Annotated in this window: 23 protein-coding genes; 9 read left to right on the forward strand and 14 right to left on the reverse strand. The window is 62.5% G+C overall.

Annotated elements, in window-relative coordinates:
• Window positions 1-2: 2 nt before the first annotated feature.
• The 5 genes from PSV05_RS08870 (at window position 3) to PSV05_RS08890 (ending at window position 10,636) form a co-directional block, all read left to right on the forward strand.
• Window positions 3-1,163 carry an acyl-CoA dehydrogenase family protein gene (locus tag PSV05_RS08870; protein WP_300064206.1) on the forward strand — a complete coding sequence of 387 codons (1,161 nt, stop codon included), beginning with the start codon at window positions 3-5 and terminating at the stop codon, window positions 1,161-1,163.
• Between the two features lie 85 nt (window positions 1,164-1,248).
• On the forward strand, window positions 1,249-6,198 hold the full coding sequence (locus PSV05_RS08875) for an NAD-glutamate dehydrogenase domain-containing protein (protein WP_300064208.1): 4,950 nt from the start codon (window positions 1,249-1,251) through the stop codon (window positions 6,196-6,198).
• Between the two features lie 78 nt (window positions 6,199-6,276).
• A complete protein-coding gene (locus PSV05_RS08880; RefSeq protein WP_300064210.1) occupies window positions 6,277-7,044 on the forward strand; it encodes an NAD kinase in 768 nt (255 codons plus the stop codon).
• Window positions 7,045-7,074: 30 nt separating this feature from the next.
• Window positions 7,075-9,699 carry an EAL domain-containing protein gene (locus tag PSV05_RS08885; protein WP_300064212.1) on the forward strand — a complete coding sequence of 875 codons (2,625 nt, stop codon included), beginning with the start codon at window positions 7,075-7,077 and terminating at the stop codon, window positions 9,697-9,699.
• Between the two features lie 22 nt (window positions 9,700-9,721).
• Window positions 9,722-10,636: a 5'-nucleotidase gene (locus tag PSV05_RS08890; RefSeq protein WP_300065435.1), complete on the forward strand. Its 915-nt coding sequence runs from the start codon at window positions 9,722-9,724 to the stop codon at window positions 10,634-10,636.
• A gap of 19 nt (window positions 10,637-10,655) precedes the next feature.
• Here PSV05_RS08890 and PSV05_RS08895 read toward each other — a convergent pair whose 3' ends face one another.
• The 14 genes from PSV05_RS08895 to asnS all read right to left on the reverse strand — a co-directional run bounded on the left by PSV05_RS08895 (window position 10,656) and on the right by asnS (window position 23,221).
• Window positions 10,656-11,186, reverse strand: coding sequence for a DUF2939 domain-containing protein (locus PSV05_RS08895; RefSeq protein WP_300064214.1), 531 nt, complete (start codon window positions 11,184-11,186; stop codon window positions 10,656-10,658).
• A 97-nt stretch (window positions 11,187-11,283) separates the two neighbouring features.
• On the reverse strand, window positions 11,284-11,970 hold the full coding sequence (locus PSV05_RS08900) for a DUF2461 domain-containing protein (protein WP_300064216.1): 687 nt from the start codon (window positions 11,968-11,970) through the stop codon (window positions 11,284-11,286).
• Window positions 11,967-13,412 (reverse strand): exodeoxyribonuclease I, encoded by a 1,446-nt coding sequence (sbcB, locus tag PSV05_RS08905; protein ID WP_300064218.1) that lies wholly within the window; start codon window positions 13,410-13,412, stop codon window positions 11,967-11,969. The genes PSV05_RS08900 and sbcB overlap by 4 nt, the downstream gene beginning before the upstream one ends.
• A gap of 145 nt (window positions 13,413-13,557) precedes the next feature.
• The gene (locus tag PSV05_RS08910) at window positions 13,558-14,907 is read right to left on the reverse strand and encodes an NAD(P)/FAD-dependent oxidoreductase (RefSeq protein WP_300064220.1); all 1,350 of its coding nucleotides are present in this window, start codon (window positions 14,905-14,907) and stop codon (window positions 13,558-13,560) included.
• The gene (kynU, locus tag PSV05_RS08915; protein ID WP_300064222.1) at window positions 14,897-16,186 is read right to left on the reverse strand and encodes a kynureninase; all 1,290 of its coding nucleotides are present in this window, start codon (window positions 16,184-16,186) and stop codon (window positions 14,897-14,899) included. The genes PSV05_RS08910 and kynU overlap by 11 nt, the downstream gene beginning before the upstream one ends.
• Entirely contained in the window at window positions 16,183-17,193 is a 1,011-nt protein-coding gene (locus PSV05_RS08920; RefSeq protein ID WP_300064224.1) for an amidohydrolase family protein, read from the reverse strand. The genes kynU and PSV05_RS08920 overlap by 4 nt, the downstream gene beginning before the upstream one ends.
• A gap of 1 nt (window position 17,194) precedes the next feature.
• On the reverse strand, window positions 17,195-17,761 hold the full coding sequence (locus tag PSV05_RS08925) for a 3-hydroxyanthranilate 3,4-dioxygenase (protein ID WP_300064226.1): 567 nt from the start codon (window positions 17,759-17,761) through the stop codon (window positions 17,195-17,197).
• 11 nt (window positions 17,762-17,772) lie between these two features.
• Entirely contained in the window at window positions 17,773-18,213 is a 441-nt protein-coding gene (locus tag PSV05_RS08930; RefSeq protein ID WP_300064228.1) for a RidA family protein, read from the reverse strand.
• On the reverse strand, window positions 18,213-18,875 hold the full coding sequence (can, locus tag PSV05_RS08935) for a carbonate dehydratase (RefSeq protein WP_300064230.1): 663 nt from the start codon (window positions 18,873-18,875) through the stop codon (window positions 18,213-18,215). Before can ends, PSV05_RS08930 begins: the two co-directional genes overlap by 1 nt.
• A 25-nt stretch (window positions 18,876-18,900) precedes the next feature.
• On the reverse strand, window positions 18,901-20,325 hold the full coding sequence (locus tag PSV05_RS08940; RefSeq protein ID WP_300064232.1) for an aldehyde dehydrogenase: 1,425 nt from the start codon (window positions 20,323-20,325) through the stop codon (window positions 18,901-18,903).
• A 44-nt stretch (window positions 20,326-20,369) separates the two neighbouring features.
• Complete coding sequence (locus PSV05_RS08945) at window positions 20,370-21,155, reverse strand: SDR family oxidoreductase (RefSeq protein WP_300064234.1); 786 nt, start codon at window positions 21,153-21,155, stop codon at window positions 20,370-20,372.
• A complete protein-coding gene (locus PSV05_RS08950) occupies window positions 21,155-21,463 on the reverse strand; it encodes a hypothetical protein (protein WP_300064236.1) in 309 nt (102 codons plus the stop codon). Before PSV05_RS08950 ends, PSV05_RS08945 begins: the two co-directional genes overlap by 1 nt.
• Window positions 21,460-21,777 carry a hypothetical protein gene (locus tag PSV05_RS08955; protein WP_300064238.1) on the reverse strand — a complete coding sequence of 106 codons (318 nt, stop codon included), beginning with the start codon at window positions 21,775-21,777 and terminating at the stop codon, window positions 21,460-21,462. The genes PSV05_RS08950 and PSV05_RS08955 overlap by 4 nt, the downstream gene beginning before the upstream one ends.
• 43 nt (window positions 21,778-21,820) lie before the next feature.
• Window positions 21,821-23,221, reverse strand: coding sequence for an asparagine--tRNA ligase (asnS, locus tag PSV05_RS08960; RefSeq protein ID WP_300064240.1), 1,401 nt, complete (start codon window positions 23,219-23,221; stop codon window positions 21,821-21,823).
• Between the two features lie 78 nt (window positions 23,222-23,299).
• On the opposite strand from asnS, the gene PSV05_RS08965 reads away from it, so the two are divergent.
• The 4 genes from PSV05_RS08965 (at window position 23,300) to rplI (ending at window position 25,206) form a co-directional block, all read left to right on the forward strand.
• A complete protein-coding gene (locus PSV05_RS08965; RefSeq protein ID WP_300064242.1) occupies window positions 23,300-23,641 on the forward strand; it encodes an iron-sulfur cluster assembly accessory protein in 342 nt (113 codons plus the stop codon).
• Window positions 23,642-23,823: 182 nt separating this feature from the next.
• Window positions 23,824-24,267 carry a 30S ribosomal protein S6 gene (gene rpsF / locus PSV05_RS08970; protein WP_300064244.1) on the forward strand — a complete coding sequence of 148 codons (444 nt, stop codon included), beginning with the start codon at window positions 23,824-23,826 and terminating at the stop codon, window positions 24,265-24,267.
• 41 nt (window positions 24,268-24,308) lie between these two features.
• Window positions 24,309-24,539, forward strand: a complete 231-nt coding sequence (gene rpsR, locus PSV05_RS08975) for a 30S ribosomal protein S18 (protein ID WP_300064246.1) — start codon at window positions 24,309-24,311, stop codon at window positions 24,537-24,539.
• Window positions 24,540-24,750: 211 nt separating this feature from the next.
• The gene (rplI, locus tag PSV05_RS08980; RefSeq protein WP_300064248.1) at window positions 24,751-25,206 is read left to right on the forward strand and encodes a 50S ribosomal protein L9; all 456 of its coding nucleotides are present in this window, start codon (window positions 24,751-24,753) and stop codon (window positions 25,204-25,206) included.
• Window positions 25,207-25,255 lie beyond the last annotated feature (49 nt).

A 25,255-nucleotide genomic window follows, 5' to 3' on the forward strand; every position in this document is an offset into this window, starting at 1 on the left:
CCGTGGATTTTGGTTTCACTGAAGAGCAGCTGATGATCCAGGACGTGGCCCGGCGGATCGCGCAGGAGAAAATCGCGCCAAGCGCCGAATACCACGATCGTACCGGCGAATTCCCGCTCGAGAACATCCGCACCCTCGGTGTAAACGGCCTCATGGGGATCGAAGTGCCGGCCGAATACGGCGGTGCCGGAATGGACCCGATCAGCTATGTGCTGGCGATGATCGAAATCGCTGCGGCTGACGCGGCCCACAGCACGATTGTCTCGGTGAATAACTCGCTGTTCTGCAACGGCATCCTGAAATTCGGCACCGAGGCGCAGAAGCAGTTGTACGTACGCGCGATTGCCGAGGGTCGCGAGATCGGCGCATTCGCGCTGACCGAACCGCAGTCCGGTTCCGATGCCACCGCGATGCGCTGCAAGGCGACCAAACAGGCGGACGGTACCTACGTCATCAACGGCAAGAAGAGCTGGATCACCTCGGGCCCGGTAGCCAAGTATTTCGTGTTGTTCGCGATGACTGATCCGGAAAAGGGCGCGCGCGGCATCACCGCGTTCATGGTGGATGGCGACCGTGCCGGTTTCCATCGCGGCAAGACCGAACCCAAGCTCGGCATCCGCGCGTCGGCGACCTGCGAGATCGAATTCAACGACTACATTGCACAAGCTGACGAAGTGCTGGGCAATGAAGGCCACGGCTTCAAGATCGCGATGAGCGTGCTGGACGCGGGCCGCATCGGTATCGCCAGCCAGGCGATCGGGCTGTCACGGGCAGCCTACGAGGCAACTCTCTCCTATGTGAAGGAACGCAAGGCCTTCGGTCAGCCGATCGGTTCGTTCCAGATGACCCAGGCCAAGATAGCCGACATGAAATGCAAGCTGGATGCGTCGTTGGTGCTGACCCTGCGCGCGGCCTGGCAGAAGGGCAAGCATGACAAGGGTGGCGCACGCTTCAGCACCGAGGCGGCCGTCGCCAAGCTGACTGCGTCGGAGGCGGCGATGTGGATTACCCACCAGGCGCTGCAGATCCATGGCGGCATGGGCTATTCCAAGGAAATGCCGATCGAGCGTTATTTCCGCGACGCCAAGATCACCGAAATCTACGAGGGCACCAGCGAAATCCAGCGCCTGGTCATCGCCCGCAACGAGACCGGGCTGCGCTGAGCCCACGCCAAGACTCTCGTTGGGATGACAAGGCCGGCCGCCGGTGCGCGGCCATCGTCCATTCAATGCATGGATACACCAAGCGATGAAAACCAAGACCCAGAATGCAAGCGACTTTGCCCCGAAACCGATCATGGCCGCGTTGGCCAAGCGCGTGCCCAAGACCCGCCTTTCCGAGGCGCAGGCATTCGCCAATGTGTTCTACCGGCGCATGGATCCGGATGAATATGCACAGCACGGCGCTGCTGGCTGGGCCGCATTGGCTGCGGACATGCTGGAGTTCGCCCGCGTGCGCAAGCCGGGCAAGCCCCTGGTGCGCCTGTTCAATGCAAACCTGAAGCAACATGGCTGGGAGTCGCCGCATACCATCGTGCAGGTGGTGAACGACGACATGCCGTTCCTGGTCGACTCGGTGACGATGGCGTTGGCCGAGCAGGGCATCGGCGTACATGTGCTGGGCCATCCGGTGATCCCGGTCCAGCGCGACAAGGCCGGCAAGCTGGTCAAGGTCGGCGCTGGCGTGGCGGAATCCTACATTCATCTGGAGATCGACCGCCAGGCGCAGGATGCGATGGAGGCCATCAAGGCTCGGCTGGAAGCGGTGCTGGCGGACGTGCGCGCGATGGTCAGCGACTGGGAACCGATGCATGCCAAGATGCTGGAAGTCGCCGACGAGATCGTGGACGGGCCGATGCCGGTGTCCGCGCAAGGCCGGCTGGAAGCGCAGGAATTCCTGCGCTGGGCCGCGAACGAACATTTTACCTACCTCGGTTATCGCGAATACAAGGTCGCCTCCAGGCCGGCCAAGGGTGGCGGCAAGGAAGAAGTGCTGGTCGCCGACGTCGACACAGGCTTGGGCCTGTTGCGCGACAAGGATGCGGGCAAGCCGCGCAAGCTGAAGACGCTTGCCGCGCATTTCATGCAGCAATCGGGATCGGTGGATGCACTGATCCTGACCAAGACCAATTCACGCGCCACCGTGCACCGCCCCGGCTACATGGACTACATCGGCGTACTCAGTTTCGACGCCAATGGCAAACCGGTTGCCGAGCAGCGATTCCTGGGCCTGTACACCTCCAGCGCCTACCTGCGCCGGCCGTGGGACATCCCGTTGGTCCGCGAGCGCCATCAGTACGTGATGGATCGCTCGGGCCTGAATCCTGCCAGCCACAGCGGCAAGGCCTTGCGCCACATCCTGGAAACCCTGCCGCGCGACGAGCTGTTCCAGTCCAGTGAAGAAGAACTGTTCCGCACCGGCATGGGCATCCTTGGCCTGCAGGAGCGCGTGCGCAGCAAATTATTCCTCCGCCGCGATCGCTATGGCCGTTATTTCTCGGCACTGGTTTACATCCCGCGTGATCGCATGAGTACCCAGATCCGCCATCGCATCGAGGACATGTTGAAGGCTGCGCTCAACGGCGATCATGTCGATTCGAACGTGCAGATCGGCGAATCGCCGCTGGCGCAGATCCACATGATCGTGCGCCCGAAGAACAACGATGCGGTCGAAGTCGACCTGCCAACGCTCGAAGCCAACCTGGCGACCATCGTGCGCGACTGGCGCGATGAAATGCGCGAGCAATTGATCGCGCGCCATGGCGAGGAAACCGGGCTCAGGCTGGCGGATCTTTACGGTCGCGCATTGCCGGCGGGCTACATCGAGGAAGTCAGCCCGGCGGTGGCGGCCACCGACGTGGACTGCCTGGCTGCGCTTACCGGCCCCGACGATCTGCGCCTGTCGTTGTATCGTTCGCAACGCAAGGGCGAGACCCTGCGCTTCAAGTTGTACCGCCAGTTGGACGACATTCCACTGTCGGATGCATTGCCGATGATGGAAAACATGGGCCTGCGGGTGATCTCCGAGCATCCGTACAAGGTCGAGACCAGCGAGGGCATCAGTTTTATCCAGGATTTCGAAGTCGAGTCGCTGCAGGGCGAGCTCGATGTCGACTCGCTGGACGAAAATTTCGAGGAAGCATTCGCGCGGACCTGGCATGGCGATGCCGAGAACGATGGTTTCAACCGGCTGGTGCTGGCGGCGGGGCTGTCGTGGAAGCAGGTGGCGATGCTGCGCAGTTACTGCAAGTACCTGCTGCAGGTCGGAGTGCCGTTCTCGCAGGCCTACGTCGAAGCCACGCTGGCCCATTATCCGTTGTTGTCGCGCCTGTTGGTGGAGCTGTTCGAGGCCCGTTTCGACCCGGCGACCGGCAGCGAGAGCAAGGCTGACATCCGCCGTGGCATGGGCGACTTCGAAGCGCAACTGAAGCGCCTTGCCGGCGATGACGAGACTACGATGGCGACGCTCCGGCAGGCGATCGATGCGCGCAGCGGAAGCCGTGAGCGCCAGGCCGAAGCCACGCGCGCTGCATTGCTCGGCCTGATGGATCGGGTGCCTAGCCTGGACGAGGACCGCATCCTGCGCAGCTACATCGGCGTGATCGATGCAACCTTGCGTACCAGCTATTACATCAAGCGCGAAGGCGGCTTGCGCAAGGATGCCGGGCCGGCTGACTATGTCAGCTACAAACTCGATTGCTCGCAGGTGCCGGACCTGCCAAAGCCGCGTCCGTATCGCGAGATCTGGGTGTGCGGGCCACGGGTGGAAGGCATCCACCTGCGCTTCGGACCGGTCGCACGTGGTGGCCTGCGTTGGTCCGACCGCCGCGAGGATTTCCGCACTGAAGTGCTGGGCCTGGTCAAGGCGCAGATGGTGAAGAACACCGTGATCGTGCCGGTCGGCAGCAAGGGCGGATTCTTCTGCAAGCAGCTGCCGGATCCGGCCAGCAACCGTGACGCCTGGTTCAACGAAGGCGTGGCCTGCTACAAGCGATTCATAAACGGCCTGCTGGACATCACCGACAACCTCGCTGATGGCAAGGTGGTGCCGCCGGGCGGCGTGATACGTCATGACGGCGACGATCCGTACCTGGTGGTCGCCGCCGACAAGGGCACTGCGACGTTCTCCGACATCGCCAACGGCATTGCTCAGGCGCATGGCTACTGGCTTGACGACGCCTTCGCATCAGGCGGTTCGGTCGGCTACGACCACAAGGGCATGGGGATTACCGCGCGCGGCGGCTGGGAGTCGGTCAAGCGTCACTTCCGTGCGATGGGCCGCGATAGCCAGAAGCAGGAGTTCACCTGCGTCGGCATCGGCGACATGTCCGGTGACGTGTTCGGCAACGGCATGTTGCTGTCAAAGCACATCCACCTGGTGGCGGCATTCGACCATCGTCACATCTTCATCGATCCGAATCCGGATGAGGCGGCCTCGTTCAAGGAACGTGCGCGCATGTTCAAGCTGCCACGTTCCAGCTGGCAGGACTATGACGCTGCATTGATCAGCGCCGGCGGCGGCATTCATCCGCGAAGTGCAAAGTCGATTCCGTTGTCGACACAGGCGAAGGCGGCGCTGGGCATCGAAACCGATGCCAATGCGATGAGCCCGATGGAGCTGATAAGCGCTATCCTGCATGCACCGGTCGACCTGCTGTGGAACGGCGGCATCGGTACCTACGTCAAGTCCAGTCGCGAGAACAATGTCGATGTCGGCGACCGTGCCAACAATGGCTTGCGCGTGGATGGCGCTCAACTGCGTTGCAAGGTGGTGGGCGAAGGCGGCAACCTCGGTTTCACCCAGCTCGGTCGCATCGAAGCGGCGCAACATGGCGTGCTGCTGAATACCGATTTCATCGATAACTCGGCCGGCGTGGACACCTCGGACCATGAGGTCAACATCAAGATCCTGCTCAATGGCGAGGTGCAGCGCAAGAAACTGACCCTGCCAGCGCGCAACAAGCTGCTGGCATCGATGACCAATGAGGTCGCTGGACTGGTCCTCAACGACAACTACCGGCAGAACCAGGCGATCAGCCTGATGGAACGGATGAGCGTGCCGCGCATTGGCTCCAAGCAGCATTTCATCCGCACCCTGGAATCGCAGGGCCTGCTTGACCGGCAGATCGAGTTCTTGCCGTCCGATGCCGAACTTGCCGATCGCAAGAGTCGTGGTTTGGGCCTGACCCGACCGGAACTGGCGGTGCTGCTGTCGTATTCAAAGCTGGTTGCGTTCCAGCAACTGCTGGACTCGGACATCCCCGAGGATCCCTACCTGTCCAAGGAGCTCGAGCGGTATTTCCCGCAACCGTTGCAGGCCAGTTATGCCAAGGCGATGCAGCAGCACCGCCTTAAGCGCGAAATCATCGCCACTGCAGTCACCAACTCCACTATCAACCGGATGGGTGCGACCTTCCTGCTGCGCATGCAGGAGGACACTGGACGAACACCGGGTGAGGTCGCCAAGGCGTTCACGATTACCAGGGAAACCCTGGACGCCCGCGACATGTGGACGCAGATCGATGCGCTGGACGGCAAGATCGCCGAGTCGGTGCAGATCGATGCCTTGCAGGTGATCTGGCAGTTGCAGCGCACCTTTACCCGCTGGTTGCTGTCGCGCCCGGGTGCGATCCCGGACATTACGACCGCCGTTGCCCGCTACCATGATGGTTTCCGCGACATCCGTGCAGGCGAGAACATCTTGCCTGCGGCGCAGCGTCCGGCTTACGAGGCCAGCATCCGTGACTGGCGTGCGCATGGCGTACCGGCGGCATTGGCAGGCCAGCTGGCGGCCTTGCCGTACCTGGAACCGTGCGCGGACATCATCGAAGTTGCGCGCCAACGCAAGCTCAAGCCGGTGGACGTGGCGAAGGTGCATTTCCGCATTGGCGATGCGCTCAACCTGCCGTGGCTGGTCGAACAGATCGACAGCTTGCCGGTCGAGGGCCGCTGGCATGCGGTTGCGCGTGGCGTGCTGCGCGAGGAACTGGCGACCCAGCAGCGCGCACTGGTGCAGCAGGTGCTGGAGCGCCCGGGCAGCAATGCAGACGTCATGGTCAGGGGCTGGTTGGAGCGTGACGACCCGGCACTGCGTTTCACCCTGTCGATGCTCAACGAGCTGGCCGCACAGAAGTCGCTGGACTATCCGACCGCCTCGGTCGCGGTGCAGCGGCTGTCGCAGCTTGCATCGCGAAGCTGATGTTTCTACTCATCCCCCTTCCTTGAAGGGGGATGTTGGGACGGGGTAGCTCCACTTGGTTCACGGTATCCTCAAGCCATGAGCACGCCACGACTCGCACTACTGGCCAGCCACACCGACGATGCCCAGGTCGCACTGGCCACGCTCGGCAGACTGCATGGCATGCATGCCCCGCAGGACGCCGACGTAGTGGTCGCGCTAGGCGGCGACGGCTTCATGCTGCAGACCCTGCATCGCTACGGTGAACTGGGCAAGCCGGTGTTCGGCATGAAGCTGGGTAGCGTCGGTTTCCTGATGAACCACTACCAAGACGGTGACCTGCCGGGGCGTATCGCTGCGGCGGAGCCTGCTGTCCTGCATCCGCTGGAAATGCTGGCACAGACCGAATCCGGCGCGACCGTGGGTTCGCTGGCCTACAACGAAGTTTCACTGCTGCGCCAGACCCGGCAGGCAGCGCACATCGGGATCGAACTCAATGGCCAGCTGCGCCTGGACGAGTTGATCTGCGATGGGGTGATGGTCGCCACGCCCGCAGGCAGCACCGCCTACAACTTCTCCGCGAATGGCCCGATCCTGCCGCTGGGCGCGAACGTGATGGCACTCACCCCGATCGCGCCGTTCCGGCCGCGGCGCTGGCGTGGCGCGGTGCTGAAGTCTGGCACCGAGGTACGTTTCCGTGTGCTGGATCCGCACAAGCGCCCGGTCAGCGCCACTGCCGACTCGCACGAAGTCCGTGATGTCACCGAAGTGCTGGTGCGCGAATCCCGCGACCGCAGCGTGACATTGTTATTCGACCCGGAACGCAACCTGGAGGAAAGGATCCTGATCGAGCAGTTCGCTGTGTAAGATCATTTCCTGGATTCAGCGGTAGCGAAGATGGCGTTCAAAACACACAAATTCCCCAGTTCCCTGGCCACCAGCCTGCCTTTGCGGCGGCGCTTGGATGCGTGGATCTGGCCCTTGTTCGCGTTCTGCCTGGGGATGAGCCTGACCCTGTGGCTGGTGCAAGGCGAAAAGAACCGCATCCAGCGCGAGGAGCAGCTGGCATTCACCAGCGAGACCATGCGCATCGCGGAATCGATCCACGCCCAGCTCATCCAATGCGGGCAGATACTCCGGGAATTCCAGTCGATCCTGCTTGCATCTGATCGCATGAGCCCCGACGAATACGCGCTGGCTTACCGCAACCTGCAGGGAAACAACCCGGAGGGGTTCAGCCTGCAGGCGATTGCCTACGCAGAACGCAGGCCCACGCCCGTTGGCGAGACCTTCCTGACCACGAGGTTTGCCCCCCTCGAGGGCAACGAGACGATCCTTGGCCTCGACGTCGGCACCCAACCCGCCAACATGGCGGCGATCCGGCGTTCGCGGGACACCAACCAAGTCGTGATGTCGGCCCCGTTTCACCTGCGCCAGAGCGTGGCCCACCCAGATGCCGTCGATGGTTTCATCATCCGGTTGCCGGTGTACGCGCATGGCGTGGTGCTCAATTCGGTGGGCGCGCGTCGGGCGTCGATCACCGGTTCGATCGGGGCGTCGTTCCGGATCCCGGACCTGATAGCAACGACACTGCCGCCTGCACCTGGCGCACTCGCAGAGCTGAGGGTGGATGACATCAGTAGCGGCGCGCCGCAGCAGCTGTACATCCATCGCTACGATGTGCCCGCGCAGAGTGCCTCGCACGCCGTGACGCTCACATTCGGGGGCCGCACCTGGAGCATCGTTGCCCATCCCCGCGAGATTCCAGATGCCCGCAGTGGCTGGCTGCTTGTGCTGTGGGTCGGTACTGCCATGAGCGCGTTGCTGGCGGCCTTGGCATGGTCGCTGGCGAGCACGCGCGAGCGGGCCATCACGCTGGGAAGCTCGATGGCCGAGCGCTTCCGCAAGCTCAATGAACTGCTGCCCTGCCTGGTCCTGGTGATCCGCAAGGATAACGACGAGATCGTCTACCGTAATGCCGCTGCGCGTAGCCGGCTCTCCGCGCAGATCGAGTGGGCCGCGCTGGCGACGACCTTGGTTCCGGAGACATCCGACCCCGCGGGTGATGGAGAGGAAGGTGCCCGGCGAGCGGTGGATGTGCAGCTCCAGGGTGTAGACGGCCAGCCCTTCTGGGCGACTACCTGGACCAGTTCCATCGAGATCGACGAGATCCCGATGTGGTTGCTGGTCGCCAGCGATACCTCCGAGCAGCGCTTGCTCACCGAGCGCCTGAGCTACCAGGCCAGCCACGATTCGTTGACGAAGCAATACAACCGCCGGGAGTTCGAGACGCGGGCGCAAGCGCTCATCGCCCACCCTGACCGACGCCACGGCGCCTTGCTGTTCATAGACCTGGACCAGTTCAAGGTGATCAACGACACCTCGGGGCATCGCGCCGGCGATGAGCTGCTGGTGCAGCTCGCGGCGATCATGCGCGAGAAACTGCGGCCGGGCGATGTGCTGGGACGACTGGGCGGCGATGAATTCGGCGTGCTGCTGGTCGGCGTGCCGACGATCGATGCGGCGATGGCTGCAGCGGAGCGCCTGCGGCGCAGCATCGAGGCATTCATCTTCAGCTGGGAGCAGCGCACGTACACGATCAGCGCAAGCCTGGGCTTGGTCCCGCTAGCCCATGCGTCATCGCTGAAGGAACTATTCGCGCACGCGGATGCCGCCTGCTACCTGGCCAAGGAGGCCGGACGCAATCGCGTCCATGTGTACGCGGAGGACGATGCGGCCATCTCCGGGAGGATCGGCGAGATGGAATGGACGAACCGGATCCGCGATGCGCTGCGCGATGGCCGGCTGCTGCTGGATTACCAGGAGCTGCACCCGTTCAATCCGAAGGCCGGCGAGGGTGCGCACGTCGAGTTGCTCCTGCGCCTGCGCAGCGAAGACGGCAGCGAGGTCCTGCCGGGTGCATTCCTCCCCGCTGCCGAGCGTTACGGCCTGATGCCACTGATCGACCAGTGGGTGGTCGAGACTGCGCTGCAGAACATCGACCGATTGCATCCGGACGGCGAACGGCTGGCGACGTGTTCCATCAATCTCTCGGGGGCGAGCCTGGAGGACAACGGCCTGATCGAGCGGATCGAGCACCTGCTCGCGCAGCACGGGATCGAACCTCAGAGGGTGATGTTCGAGATCACGGAAACCGTGGCGATGCGGAATTTCGCGGCCTCCAGCGCACTCATCGCGCGCCTGCGCTCGCTGGGTTGCAGGGTCGCCCTCGATGATTTCGGCGCCGGCATGTCCTCGTTCGGCTACCTGAAGAACCTCGAGCTGGACGTGGTGAAGATCGACGGCAGCTTCGTGCAATCGCTGGCCACCGACCGCATGTCGCAGTCGATCGTCAAGGCGGTTACCGAGATCGCCCACCAGCAGGGACTAGCGGTGGTCGCGGAGTGGGTTTCATCCAGCGAAATACTCGAGATCCTTGCGAACATGAACGTCGATTATGCGCAAGGATTCGCGTTGCATCTCCCGGAACGCGTCGTGTTCCAGCGCGATCCCCGTGCCTGAGCCCGGCACGCCAGCGCACGGCCTGCGACCGCCATTGGTGGTGGCCATCACCGCGCGCGCGCTGTTCGACCTCGAGGACAGCCATGTCCTGTTCGAGGCCGAGGGCGTGGTTGCGTACGCTGATCACCAGCGCCAACACGAGGACGTCATCCTCGAGCCCGGCATTGCCTTTCCCTTGGTGCGCAAGCTGCTTGCATTGAACGCATCGACCACAGCAGACGCGCCTTCCGTTGCGGCTCCGAAGGTGGAGGTAATCCTGCTGTCGCGTAATTCGTCCGATACCGGCCTGCGCATCTTCAACTCGATCCAGTACCACGGCTTGGACATCCGCCGCGCCACTTTCACGTCCGGTGCGCCGGTGTGGCCCTACATCCGGCCGTTTGGCGCGCAGCTGTTCCTGTCGGCGAACCCGGTCTCGGTACGCGCGGCGCTTGAAGCCGGCGTCGCCGCGGCGACCATCCTGCCAGCCCGCGCGGCGCTGTCCGGGCACCAACAGTTACGCATTGCCTTCGATGGCGATGCAGTGATCTTCAGCGATGAAAGCGAGCGGGTATCGCGCGAACACGGGATCGAGGCATTCGGCCTGCATGAGCGCGAACGTGCGCGCGAACCCTTGTCGGGTGGCCCGTTCCGCGGCTTCCTGTCGGCGCTACATGACCTGCAGGTTGCGTTTCCGGTAGGCGAGAACGCACCGATCCGCACCGCCTTGGTGACTGCGCGTTCGGCGCCGGCCCACGAGCGGGTGATCCGTACCTTGCGCGAGTGGGGCGTGCGTCTGGACGAGGCCCTGTTCCTCGGCGGTCGCGAGAAGGGTCCGTTCCTGGAAGCGTTCGGCGCCGACATCTTCTTCGACGACTCGCCACACAACATCGACTCGGCGCGTCGCCATGTCGCGGCAGGGCATGTGCCGCACGGCGTAGCCAATAGCGGCCAGTAACCTAGCCGGCTTCCTGACTTCAGTCTGGCAAGATCAGTCCAGTCAGCTTCCAGCCGAGGCCATCGCGCTCGAACACGAACACCAGCGGCTTGCCTTCGTCCGTACTCACAGTGGCGGTGAAGCGCAACATCGACACATAGTGTGTCTTTGCATCCTTGAGCGGATCGATGGCATGGATGCGTCCATCCGGGCCCTTCATGCCCGTGAGTTTATTGGCCAGGGTGCTGCCAGTGAGTAGAGTGGCCACGCCGAGCGGGGACACGATCGCATCGATCGCGGGTTTCGAAATCAACTTCACCACGTCTGTTGCTGCGGTGGCCGTATTACCCCTGCCCAAGCGCTGCTGGATATCGCGGGTGATCCGTTCCTGAATTTGCGGCGTGACGCTTTCACGCAGCTTGGGAAAATCCACGAAGTACGACAGCTTGCCGTAATCGCCACTGGCCACGACATTGCGGATGCCATTCATCGCCAGGTAGGGCCCTGCAGCGATGTAAGCCATGAGCGCCAGCAGCAATATGCACAGTCCCGCGATCAGCCATTTTTTCATGTTAGTCGCAGTCCGGATTCGTTATCGAGCAGGTTAGCGTGGCAATGCTTGGAATTGAAATTGTTGGATAGGTCCGATTCTTCACGGTCGCTATCAATCAGAACTCCAAGTCGAGCGCTGCGCACAGGTAGTCCATGAAAGGCGCGATCGCCGCCAGGTCTTTTTCGAGGACAGATACCAAGTCGGCTCCTGTCACGTCAGCATCGCCCAGTGCACGGGTGACCACGAAGTTGCGATGGCGCAGGTCGTCGGCGCGGGTGAAGTCGGCCGGAAAACCCGCCGGAACGCGGACCAGCATGTCGCTGCTTGCCAGCGTATAGCGCTTGCGGAACGTGGGATCGTGTGCGGCGCGCTCCCATCCGCCGGGGTTGTCGACGATGAACTGGCGGATCCTGCGCTGGGTCTTGGTCTCGGGATGCCACAGGCCGCCGCCGACGAAGCACTCGCTTGCCTTGATGTGCAAGTAGAACGAGGGCGCGGCGACCTGGCGCGCACGCTCGTGGTACAGGCGTGCGCCCTGCCATGATTTGTAAGGCGTCTTGTCATTGGAAAAGCGGGTGTCGCGGTGGATCCGGAACAACGAACCGCCCACGCCTTTCGGGTCGGCGCGGAAATGCGTGCTGACGCCAGCCAGTGCGGGTTGCAGGTCGGTGATCAGGCGCAGGAACGGTTGGCGCAGATTCGCCTCGTAATCCGTTTTGTGTCCGTGGAACCATTCGCGTTCGTTGTGACGTGCCAGCCCGCGCAGGAACTTGAAGGTCTTGTCGCTGAAGTACGCGGTCATGCCAGGCTTGCCTCGAGTTGCTGTCCCCATGCTTCAAGCGCATCCAGCAGTACTTGCTTACTGCCATCGCTGGCATGCGCGGCGCGCAACTCGGCGATCTGCCCACTGGATTGCTCGAACGTGAGTTCGGACAGGCCACTGTCCGTTTCCAGGCGTTTGCGTCGATAGTCGTTCCAGCGCGCATGTTCGGTGGGTAAAAGCGTTTCGGGCCAATTTCGTGCGCGATAGCGGAGCAGCAGTTCTGGCAAGCGCGGATCGCGAAAGCCGAACGCCTGCTTGGCCAGCAGATGCGCTGGCGTGCTGCGCACGCTGGCGAACAGGCGCTTGTCGGCATCACCGATGAAGCCGTCGTACAACGCGGCATCCGGATCCACCGTTTCGCGGGGGCGGTCACGGGCGAAGACCTGGCGCATCTTCTCTGCCAATGCCGGGCCAGCGGAGCGAATGCGTTCGGCGCGTTTCATCACGAGGACCGGATCGATCGACAGTCGCGCGAAGTCCGCCTCGCGCAAGTGATCCCACGCGACCAGTGCGGGGCATTTGTTGCAATGCACTTCCTTGAGCGGAATCCGCGACTCGCCTTCGGGCAGGTCGGCCTGGCGCACGTATAGCCGATCCGCGATTCCATCCGCATCCAAGTCGAGCAGGGCATCTGGCTCGCTGTCGAGATCGAACACGATCATCCGGCTGTCGATCTGCGGATGTCGTGCCAGCGGGATGACCGGCGCCGCACACATTCGTGATGCGGGAAAGCGCTGGCTGATGTGCAGCAGCGGCTTCATTGCGATGGGGTCCATCAGTGATGCGGCAAAACGCTTGTCGCGCAGGCGCAGGGCGTAATCCCACATTCGTGGCTGGTGGGTTCGGAACAGGCGGGCGATGCCGATCAGTGCGCGCACGTCGCTCAGGGCTTCGTGAGCTAAGCCTTCGCGCAGGCCGTTGTCCTCGGCCAGGTGTTCGAGCTTGAAACTCGTGCCCTTGCCATCTTCACGCTGTCGCCAGGTGATGCCGTCCGGCCGCAGCGCATGCATCAGGCGCAATGCATCCAGCAGATCCCAGCGCGAGTTGCCAGCCTTCCATTCGCGCTCGTAGGCATCGTGGAAATTGCGGTACAGGCCAAAGCGCACGAACTCGTCATCGAAGCGGATCGAGTTGTAGCCGGCGCTGCAGGTACCGGGCCGTGCCATCTCGTCATTGATCAAGGCAAATGCCTCTGCTTCAGTAACGCCATCGCGCAACGCATCCTGCGGGGTGATCCCGGTGATCAGGGTGGCGATGGGCGAGGGCAGCAGGTCGTCGGCTGGCTTGACGAAGAAGCTGATCGGCTCGTCGATCTCGTTCAGCGCGGTGTCGGTGCGAATCGCCGCGAACTGGGCGATGCGGGTCCGGCGCGGATCGCTGCCGAACGTCTCCAGGTCGTAGAACAGGAAGCTGTTGCTCATATCCAGATTGTAGTGCCCGATCGAGTGCAGGCGGCGAGACCGTCCAGCTTCGTCGTACGACGGCGCCTACAGCCGTGTGTTCGCTACGCGGCTCGAAATGCCGCTGCGCGGATCACACGACGGTCTCGCCGTCGGGCCTGATTTTCTAGAGCGGTTCTAGCTGTTCAATCACAGCGGCATCCGCCGCAGCCCAGTCCACGCCATCCAGCGAGTCCAGTCCGTGCGTCGCGTTTTCCAGGATGTGGCGCTGGATCTCGCTGCGTTGCAGGACGAGTGAATAGCGGATGCGCATGAAGCTGACCATCGAATAGTGCGGGATGAAGCGGTCGGGGTGACGGGCCTGCAATGCCAGTTCCAGCTCGTGCTGGAGCAGGAATTGCGCATCGTCGACCTTGTCGCGCATCTCGATGTAGTTTTCCAGCGCCATCTGCTGGATTGCTTCCGCATCCGGTTTCCGCAGCGCTTCGAACGCGGCGAAGGCCTCGGTGAGATCGTCGTACGCATCCAGCATGTCGGCCAGTGCCGCGCAGTCTTCGAATGCGCAATTCATGCCTTGTCCGTGGAACGGTACCATCGCGTGCGCGGCATCGCCGATCAGCAGCGCGCGGTTGTCCAGGTGCCAGCGGTCCAGGTACAGGGTGCCGAGAATCCCGGTTGGATTGGCCTCGAAATCCTCGCGTAGTTCCGGGATCAGCGGCAGCGCATCGGCGAAATCGCGTTCGAACAGGGCCTGTGCATCTTCGCCGGTCTGGACCTGGGTGAAGCTCGGGTAGTCGCCGTCGTGCGGCATGAACAGGGTGACGGTGAAGGTCCGCTCGTCATTGGGCAAGGCGATGCACATATAGTGGCCACGCGGCCAGATATGCAGGGCGTTGGCTTCGATGCGGAAACCGCCATCGCTGGCAGGCGGGATTTCAAGTTCCTTGTAGCCGTGATCGAGCCACTCACTACGCTCGTTGAGTGCGACATGCGGCGCCATCTGCCCACGCAGGCTCGAGCCGGCGCCATCGGCACCAATCAGGGTGTTGAATGGATGGGCATGATCGGCTGCATCGCCCTTGAAGGTGGCGATGCGCGCATCGAAATCCACGTGGTCCAGACGTCGGTCGAAATGCAGGCGTGCGCCAAGCGATTCGGCCGCATCCAGCAGGCTGATGTTGAGCTCGCCGCGATCGATCGACCAGATCACTTCCGAATCGTCGCGGCCATAGCGTTGCAGGCTGGGCGTGCCATGCAGCGGGTGCACGAAGCGCCCGCGCATCATCACTGCGCGCTTGAGCACTTCAGCATCGGCACCCGCTTGACGCAACGCATGCAAGCCACGTTCGGCCAATGCCAGGTTGATCGAGCGGCCCCCCGCGTATCCGTGCATGCGCGGATCGCCGCGGCGCTCGAACACGTCCACCGACCAGCCGCGTTGGGCCAGCAGGGTCGCCAGCAAGCCGCCGGCAAGGCCAGCACCGACAATGGTGATCTGCTTTGGTTTAGCGGCCATTGCGCCAGTCCTGCACGCTGCGGGCGAGGCGGAGTACATCAGCATGGGTGTTGTAGAGCGGGGTTGGCGAAATGCGGATCACGTCGGGTTCGCGCCAGTCGCCGAGTACGCCTTGCGTTGCCAGATGCTCGAACAGGGAACGCCCGGGGCTTCTGCCAGACAAGCCGTGTCCTCCGACGACACGGATCGACAACTGGCAGCCGCGCCGGGACGGCTCGGATGGCGTCACGATCTGCAACACATCGGAGAGATTCTCGTGAATCAGGGTTTCCAGATAGCCGGTGAGGCGTTCGGATTTCGCCCGCAGTGCCGGCATCGTTGCGCGCCCGAACTGGTCAAGCGATGCACGCAACGGTGCCAGTCCGAGGATCGGCGGATTGCTGAGCTGCCAGCCCTCTGCACCCGGCGTTGGATTGAACTCGGGCCCCATCTTGAAGCGCACCGACGCATCGTTGCCCCACCAGCCAGCGAAACGCGGCCGGGTGGTGTTCGCATGACGTTCGTGGACAAAGCAGCCGGCAACCGCACCCGGCCCCGAGTTCATGTACTTGTAGTGGCACCACACCGCAAAGTCAGCACCGCTGTCGTGCAGCTGCAACGGCAGGTTTCCGGCAGCATGGGCGAGGTCGAACCCAACCATCGCACCAGCGGCATGCGCGAGCCGCGCGACTTCCTTGAGGTCGAACGCCTGCCCGGTGCGGTATTGCACGCCCGGCCAAAGAACCAGTGCGATTCGCGGGCCGTGCTCGGTGATGGCGCGCTCGATCGCCTGCATCGAAATGGTGCCATCGGCTTCATCCGGTGCGACTTCGATCAAGGTCGACTCGGGCGACAGACCACGGAATTTCAGTTGGGATTCCACCGCGTAACGATCCGATGGAAAGCTGCCGGCTTCGATCAGGATTGCGCTGCGCTCGCTGGTTGGCTGGTAGAAGCTGACCATCATCAGATGCAGGTTGGCGGTCAGCGAATTCATCGCCACTAATTCATGCGGCTGCGCGCCGACGACCTTCGCAAGTGGTTCACGCACCAGCTCGTGATAGGGCATCCACTGCGCGCTGCCGGTGAAGTGGCCTTCGACTGCTTCGTTGGCCCACTTGTCCAGCACTTCCTCGACATGAGCGCGTGCACCCTTCGGCTGCAGGCCCAGCGAATTTCCGACGAAGTAAGCCTGGTCGCGACCCTCGTGTTGCGGCAGGTGGAATTCGCTGCGGAAGTGACGCAACGGATCAGACGCATCCTGCGCGTTGGCGTAGTCGTCTGTCAGAAACTCGCTCATACAAACCGTGTGGCGGGCAGGCCCAGCCATTCCAGCGCGGTGCCGTGGTAGAGCCGTGCGCGTTTGACGTCGTCCAGTTGCAGGCGTTCGATGCCTTCGCCTGGCGACTGTTCGCCGAGTGGAAATGGATAGTCGGTCCCCATCATCACCCGGTCGGTGCCACAGACCTCCAGCAGGTAGCGCAGCGCGGCGTCATCGGCCACCCAGGAATCGAAATACAGCCGCTTCAGATACTCGCGTGGATTACGGAAATTGTCGGTCGCCACCAGGTCCGGACGCATGTTGAAGCCATGCTCGATGCGGCCAATCGTGTACGGGAAGCTGCCGCCGCCGTGGGCGAGGCAGATGCGAAGCTTCGGTAGTCGTTCCAGCACGCCACCGAACACCAGGCAGCAGGCCGCACGCGATTGCTCGGCAGGCATCCCGACCAGCCAGGGCAGCCAGTATTTCGGCATCGAATCGGTGCCCATCATGTCCCACGGGTGCACCAGGATCGCCGCGCCGAGTTCGCTGGCGGCCTCGAAGAATTCGAATAGCGCCGGTTCGTCCAGGTTCCAGTCGCCCACGTGCGAACCGATCTGCACGCCCTGCAGGCCCAACTCATCCACGCAACGCTCGAGCTCGCGTATCGCCAGTGATGGTGACTGCAGCGGCACGGTGCCGATCCCGGCGCAATGTCGGGGAAAATCCCGGCAGGCCTGCGCCATGTGGTCGTTGAGTGCGCGGTGCAGCTCCAGTGCCTGGCTGGCCTTGGCCCAATAGCTGAACATCACCGGCACTGTGCTCAGCACCTGCACCTGCACGCCGAAGGTGGCGAATTCGTCGATGCGAATCTGTGGGTCCCAGGTCTTGGCCCAGATCTCGCGGAAGAACTTGCCATCCTTGTAGATGCGGCTACGACCGTCGTCGCCGTGGTGGATCACCGGGAAGCGGTTGTCGCCGTATTTGCTCGCCAGGTCCGGCCAACTCTTGGGCAGGTAGTGCGCATGGGTATCGATCTTGAGCATGTCAGGTGATGTCCGCGCGTGAATCCGCATGCATTTCGTAGTGGCTTGGGCGCGGGTTGAGCGTGCCGCACTGGCTGCAGGTACGCAGCGCGTCATTGCGGTAGAACGCTTCGAACACGCGGAAGAAATCCTGTTCGATATCAACCAGGTGGAAGAATTCTTCATACACCTTGTGATTGCAATTCACGCAGAACCACATCAGCGCGTCGTCCTCATGCGGCAGGCGCTTGCGCTCGATCACCAGACCGACCGAGCCGGGCATGCGTTGCGGCGAATGCGGCACGTGCGGTGGCAGGTAGAACATTTCGCCGGCGTGGATCGGGATGTCGCGCGGGGCGAGCATCCCTGAAGCGTCGTCTTCCTGGATACGCAGGACCATCTCGCCTTCAATCTGGTAGAACCACTCCGGGCCGTCTTCGAAGTGGTAATCGGTGCGCGCATTCGGGCCGCCGACGATCATCACGATGTAGTCGCCATCGACGATGCACTTGTTGCCGACCGGCGGCTTGAGCAGGTGGCGGTGTTCGTCGACCCAGACCTGCAGGTTGATCGGGTTGGGCAGTGACATGGCTTCCTCCGTTACGCCTTCAGCGCGGCGATGCACTTCAATTCGATTGCTATTGGCGTCGGCAGCGCGGTGATGCCGACCGTGGTCCGGCATGGCGCCGTGCTGGCATCGGGGAAGAACTCCTTCCATACCTCGTTGTAGGCCTTGAAGTCGCCAGCCATGTCGGTGAGGTAGACGGTCACGTCGACCAGGTCTTCCCAGCGCGCGCCGCTTGCTTCCAGCACCGCGCGCACATTGGCGAATACCACACGTGTCTGCGCCTCGATGTCGTACTTGCGCACGCGACCATCGGCGAAATATTCATTGCCGCTGATGGCGTCCGACGCCGGATCACGCGGTCCAATCCCGGACAGGAACAGCAGGTCGCCGACGCGCCGTGCATGCGGATAGCTACCCACCGCCCTGGGTGCCTTGTCGGCATGGATCGTATTGCTTTGGAACTGGTGGCCCATCAGCGATCCTCCCGGTCGCGGCTGATTGCATCCAGCGCCGCTGCGTATTGCGATTCCAGCACCGCCGGTGCGTTCACATCCAGGCCCAGATCGTGTACTAGACCATCGCGCAAGGTGTAAACCCAGCCATGTACCGAAAGCTGCTGACCATGTGCCCATGCGTCTTGCACGATGGTCGTCTGGCACACATGGGCCACCTGTTCCAGCGCATTGAGTTCGCACAGGCGATCGTGGCGAAGGTTCGCGCCATCGATGCTTTCAAGCAGGTCGGCATGTTTGACCGCGACATCGCCGACATGCCGGATCCAGTTGTCGGCCAAACCGACACGCGCATTGGTGAGCGCCGCATGCACGCCACCGCAGCCGTAGTGGCCGACGACCAGGATGTGCTCGACCTTGAGTACGTCGACTGCGAACTGAATCACCGACAGGCAGTTGAGGTCGGTATGCACCACGACATTCGCAATATTGCGATGGACGAACACTTCGCCCGGAGTCAGGTCGACCACCTGGTTGGCCGGTACCCGCGAATCCGAGCAGCCGATCCACAGGTACTTCGGCGCCTGCTGCGTCGACAGGCGTTCGAAGAAGTCTGGGTCCTCGCGTGAGACGCGCTCGGCCCAGTCGCGGTTGTTGCGCAGCAGTTGGTCCAGTGCACTCATGCGAGGTTGCCTGTCACGGTTGGATTCACAGTTGGATGCCCACGTTGCGGGGTTCGGTGAAAAAGCGCATCGCTTCCATGCCGCCTTCGCGGCCATGCCCGGACTGGCCGTTGCCGCCGAACGGCGTGCGCAGGTCGCGCATCAGCCAGGTGTTGATCCAGACCATGCCGACGCGCAGGCCAGCGGCGAGGCGATGCGCGCGGACCAGGTCACGGGTGAATACCGACGCGGACAGGCCGTAGTCGCTGGCATTGGCCAAGGCGAGCGCTTCAGCATCATCATCGAAGGCTTGCAGGGTCACCACCGGTCCGAAAATTTCCTCGCGGTTTGTTGCGCATTCCGGGCCAAGGCCTTCGATCACGGTTGGTTGCACGAACCATCCCGGACGGTCGATCGCGTTGCCACCGCAGAGCACTCGGCCACCTTCGTCTTTTGCCCGCGTTATCGCAGCCAATACCTTGTCGTATTGTGCCTGCGAGACCAACGGGCCGATCTGGGTGGTTCCATCCATTGGCTCGCCAATGCGTAGTGCCTGCACGCGTTCGACGAAGGCACTACGGAATTCGTCGTAGATCGAGCGTTCGACCAACAACCGCGAGCCGCACAGGCAGATTTGGCCGCTGTTCTGGAACGCGCTGCGCGTTAAAACATCGAGGTTCTGATGCCAATCGCTGTCGGCGAATACCAGGGTCGCGTTCTTGCCGCCAAGCTCCAATGAGAACTTCTTCAACATCGGTGCGACGATGCCGGCAATCCGGCGGCCAACTGCGCTACTGCCAGTAAAACTGATCGCCTTGATATCGGGATGCCGGACGATCGCTTCGCCAGCACCCGGGCCGCGCCCATGCACGATGTTGAGCACGCCTGGCGGAAAGCCAATCTTGATCAGTAGCTTCGCCAGCAAGGTGGCACTGTGTGGGGTCACTTCTGACGGCTTGGCAACGACTGTATTTCCGGCCGCGAGCGCAGGCGCGATTTTCCAGGTGAACAGGTATAGCGGCAGGTTCCAAGGGCTGATGCAGCCGACCACGCCCAGCGGCAGGCGCAAGGTATAATTCAGTCCGGCTTCGCCGTGGTGGGATTCGCTGGAAAACTGGGTTGCGGCGTGCGCGAAGAAGCGCAGGTTGCTGACCGCGCGCGGGATCTCGATGACGCGCGCCAATGCGATTGGCTTTCCACTATCGCGGGTTTCGGCTTCAGCGAAAGCGTCCATGCGGGCTTCGAGTGCATCGGCGAGTTTTTCAAGCCAGCGTGCACGTTCGCTGTTGGGAAGCGACGACCATGCGGGGAATGCAGCTTGCGCCGCGGCGACGGCGGCATCGATGTCGGCAGCATCGCCATCGGCGACCTGCGCGGTGACCGCGCCGGTGGCGGGGTCGAACACATCCAGCCACTGCCCGTTGGCGGGTTCAATCGCGTGTCCGTTGATCCAGTGCCGGTAGCGTTGCATCTGCCTAGTGTACCGACGCCATCAGGACTGGTGAGGCGTGTCGGTCAGATCGACTGCATGCGTCCGCCGTCGACCGCAATCGACTGGCCATTGACATAGGCCGCGGCAGGCGAACACAGGAACGCGATCATCGACGCGGTTTCATGCGCCTCGGCAAAACGCCCGGCCGGCACGGTGGCCAGCATGCCCTTGGCTACTTCGTCTTGTGATTTGCCCGTAGCTTTGCTGCGATCAGCCAATATCTGGTCCAGCCGCTGGGTGCGGGTATAACCGGGCAGGACATTGTTGACGGTGATGCCATCAATACCGAGCTCCTTCGACAGCGTCTTGGCCCAACTCGCCACTGCGCCGCGGATGGTATTGGAAACCCCGAGGTTGGCGATCGGCTCGTACACCGAGGTCGAGATCACATTGACGATGCGGCCCCATTGCGCTGCGCGCATGCCCGGCAGCACCGCCTGCAGCAGGGTCTGGTTGGCGACCAGATGCTTGTTGAAGGCATCGAGATAGGCGCCAATTTCAGCTGCATGTGCGGCACCGCCAGGCGGGCCGCCAGTGTTGTTTATCAGGATGTGCACTGGGCGATCCGATGCGAGTGCAGCCACTGACTGACCCAGCTCGAAGGTATGCGCGACATCGGCGACCAGAAAGTCATGACGCTGGTCACCGCTGCAGGGCAGGGACGTCGCTACTTCGCGCAAGGCGTCCTCGCGGCGGGCGAGCAGGGTCACGTCTGCGCCTAATTGGGCGAGTTCCAGCGCGGTTGCGCGGCCGATGCCTTCCGAGCCGCCGCAGACCAGTGCGTGCTTGCCGGTGAGATCGAGATCCATCAGGCGCGTGCTCCCAACGAGTGAATCATTTGTGGGCGCAGGGCCTCATCGTCCTTCGCCTGCGGCGGCACGAGTTCGCCGAGCGCGAAGCCACGCTCCAGCGCATCGTTCTCGTCGAGGCCCTCAAACGATACGAATTCCGCATCCATCAATGCCGCGCGCGCGGTGTCCATGCTGTCGTAGGCCAGCGTGTTGCCATCGCTGTCGAACACTTCGGCAGTACCGGCTTCGCGCTCACGCAGGCGTGCCCAAACGATCGTGCGGCCGAGCGTCGCCAGCCACCAGCTCTCATGTGCGTCGTCGTTCACTTCACGATCTCGGCCAACAGCCACAGCAGTCCACCTGCCACCAGCCCGAAGATGATGACCAGTAGCGAGATCCGCGACGGTGTGGTCAGGCCAGTCAAGTTGCGGTCCGGGTTGCCGCGATACTCGGCACGCAACAGCCACAGCAATGCGCGTGGCTTGACGAAAGCGCCTTCGCCAAGGATCGCCGTGATCTCTGGATGGAGATCACGGATATGCACCAGTGCCAGCGGCCAGAAGATGACGAAGGCGGTGGCGCCTGCAATGGCGGTAGCCACTGCCGACAACGCAAGGAACAGGATGAGGTCCGGATCCATCGATCAGTACTCCCTTTAAGTGCTCGTAAGTGCTCGGCCTTACTCAGAATTCGGCATGGCCGGGCGCACGCGGATAGGCGATCGCGTCGCGGATGTTGGAAAGTCCGCAGACATAGACCACCAGGCGTTCGAAGCCCAGCCCGAAGCCGGCATGCGGCACGCTGCCATAGCGGCGAAAGTCGCGATACCAACTGTAATGCACCGGATCGAGGCCGAATTGCGCCATGCGTGAATCCAGTACGTCCAGACGTTCCTCGCGCTGGCTGCCGCCGATGATCTCGCCGATGCCGGGTGCCAGCACGTCCATCGCCGCGCAGGTCTTGCCGTCGTCGTTCAGGCGCATGTAAAACGCCTTGATCTGTTCGGGGTAGTTCATGACGACGACCGGCCGGCCAACATGTTCTTCGGTCAACCAGCGCTCGTGTTCGGTCTGCAGGTCCAGGCCCCATTCGACCGGGAACTCGAACTTCTTGCCGCTGTCCTGCAGCAGCTTGATCGCATCGCCATAGTCGATCCGCTCGAATGGCGCATTGATGAAGGCGTCGAGCTTGGTGATCGCATCTTTCTGCACGCGTTCGGCGATAAACGCCATGTCGTCCCCGCGCTCATCGAGCACCGCGCGGAACAGGTACTTGAGGAAATCCTCGGCGAGATCGGCATCGTCATTGAGGTCGGCGAAGGCGATTTCCGGTTCGATCATCCAGAACTCGGCCAAATGCCGCGTGGTGTTGCTGTTCTCGGCGCGGAAGGTTGGCCCGAACGTATACACCTTGCTCAGCGCCAGGCAGTAGGCCTCGACATTGAGCTGGCCGGACACGGTCAGGAAGGTTTCCTTGCCGAAAAAGTCACGGCTGAAATCCACGTTGCCCTTGCCGTCCAGCGGCAGGTTGGCCATGTCCAGGGTCGAGACCCGGAACATCTGGCCGGCGCCTTCGGCATCGGAGGTCGTCACGATCGGCGTGCTGATCCAGTAGAAGCCGCGCTCATCGAAGAAGCGATGCACCGCCATCGACAGGCAGTGGCGGATGCGGGTGACAGCCCCGAACAGGTTGGTGCGCGGACGCAGGTGGGCAAATTCGCGCAGGTATTCCAGCGAATGCGCCTTGGGCTGCATCGGGTAAGTGAGCGGATCCTCAACCCAGCCGCTAACGTGAATCCGCGAGGTCTGGATCTCGAAGCCTTGGCCTTGCCCTTGTGACTTGACCAAAGTACCGGTCGCGATGATCGCGCAGCCAGAGGTCAAGTGCTTCACCTCGGAGTCGTAGTTGACCAGCGTGTTTGGCACGACCAACTGGATCGGCGCAAAGCAGGAGCCGTCGCTGAGGTGGACAAAACTGAGTCCCGCCTTGGAGTCGCGCCGGGTACGTACCCAACCGCGCACGGTGACCTGGCCGCCTTCGGGCACATGCCCGGCAAGCGCCTGGGCCACACTGATCGTTGTCATCTTGAAATCCTGGCAAGAAAGCGCGATGTAAGCCATGCAGTTTACCGGAGCTACATCGTTTCCTCTTAGAATCGGCACATGGCCATCTCACTGACTCAAACCGCCCACGACCGCATCCGCGGCTATCTTGATGCCGACCCAGCCGCACTGGGCCTGCGTTTTGGCGTATCCCGCACCGGCTGTTCCGGTTGGGGCTACAAGGCGGACATGGCGCGCGAACAGCGTGCCGACGATCAGGTGTTCGACGCCGATGGCGTACGCATCTACGTCGATGCCGACAGCCTGTCGCTGGTCGACGGTACCGAGATCGACTTCATCAAGCAGGGCCTGAACGAGCAGTTCGTGTTCCGCAATCCAAACGTGGCCGGTGAATGCGGCTGTGGGTCAAGCTTCACCACGGACGCCGATAAAGCCGCCTGATCGATCGCACTGCGCTGAAGGATTTGCGCGCAAGTCATTGATTCGCCATAATGGTCGGCTCCCGCCCTTCTTTAGACAAGGCCGGAGACCTTGCCCGAACGCGCCTGCCAGCAATGCTGTGAGGGTGGCCGAGGGCTTTCCAGTCCGGCGTCATGCCGGCCGACAGCCACAAGGAAACGACAATGCGTCAATACGAAATCGTGTTCCTGGTCCATCCGGACCAGAGCGAGCAAGTCCCGGCCATGATCGAGCGCTACAAGAGCGCGATCGAAACCGGCAATGGCAAGATCCACCGCCTGGAAGATTGGGGCCGCCGCCAACTGGCGTACCCGATCCAGAACCTGGTCAAGGCCCACTACGTGCTGATGAACGTGGAAGTCGAGCAGGCCGTGCTGGATGAGATTGTCGACGGCTTCCGCTTCAACGACGCCGTGCTTCGCCACCTGGTGATGCGCCGCGACGACGTGGTGACCGAGCAGTCCCTGATCATGAAGAGCAAGGATGAGAAGGGCGACAAGCCCGAGCGTAGCGAGCGCCGTCGCCGTGACGAAGACAGCGATGTTGGCGGCAACAACAAGAATGACGCCAACACCGATGACGCCAACGACACCGCCGAAGCCGCCTGAGCCCCTCGCTCATCTCTATCCAAGCACGCAGGAACACACCCATGTCCAAGTTCTTCCGCCGCCGCAAGTTCTGCAAGTTCACCGCCGAAGGCGTGACCGAGATCGATTACAAGGATCTCAACACCCTGCGCCAGTACCTGACCGAGAACGGCAAGATCGTCCCGAGCCGCATCACCGGCACCAAGTCCAGGTACCAGCGCCAGCTGCAGAATGCAGTGAAGCGCGCGCGCTTCCTGGCACTGATTCCGTACACCGATAACCACAACATCTAAGCGCTTCGCCTGCTCGGCGTGGCGTTGTCGCTGGTCGGCCGCGCGAATCCTCATTGACTAGTGTCAACTGCGGTTCGCGCGTCCTCCCGCTCCTAGCCACGCCTTCGCATGCTGTGCGCTTTAGTCGTTTGGTCAGAAACCCATTCAATCCCGTCCATTCGGACAGCACACGTTGCGGGCTTTGGCCTGCTAACGAATACGGAGCAATCCCATGCAACTGATCCTCCTGCAGAAAGTCGTGAACCTCGGCAACCTTGGCGACAAGGTCGACGTGAAGCCAGGCTACGGCCGCAATTTCCTGGTGCCGCAGGGCAAGGCCGTGCCGGCCACCGCTGCCAACCTGGCCGAGTTCGAAGCCAAGCGTGCTGACTACGAAGCCAAGGCCCAGGCCTCGATGGATGCCGCCACTGCCCGCCAGGGCAAGCTGGAAGGCGCTAGCGTCACCATCGCCGCGAATTCCTCGACCGAAGGCAAGCTGTACGGTTCGGTCGGTCCGCGCGAAATTGCCGAAGCCATCACCAAGCAGCTCGGCATCCAAGTCGGCAAGTCGGAAGTGGTGCTGGGCGAAGGCCCGCTGCGCCACACCGGCGAACACGAAGTCATCGTGCATATGCACGCCGACGTCGAATCGAAGGTCAAGGTCGTCGTGGTGCCGGAAGCGGCTTAAGCCACCCATCATTGCGCTTCAAACTGTTATTCCGGAACGGGCGCCGCAA

This window comes from Thermomonas sp. (assembly GCF_029945965.1).
Lineage (GTDB): Bacteria > Pseudomonadota > Gammaproteobacteria > Xanthomonadales > Xanthomonadaceae > Thermomonas.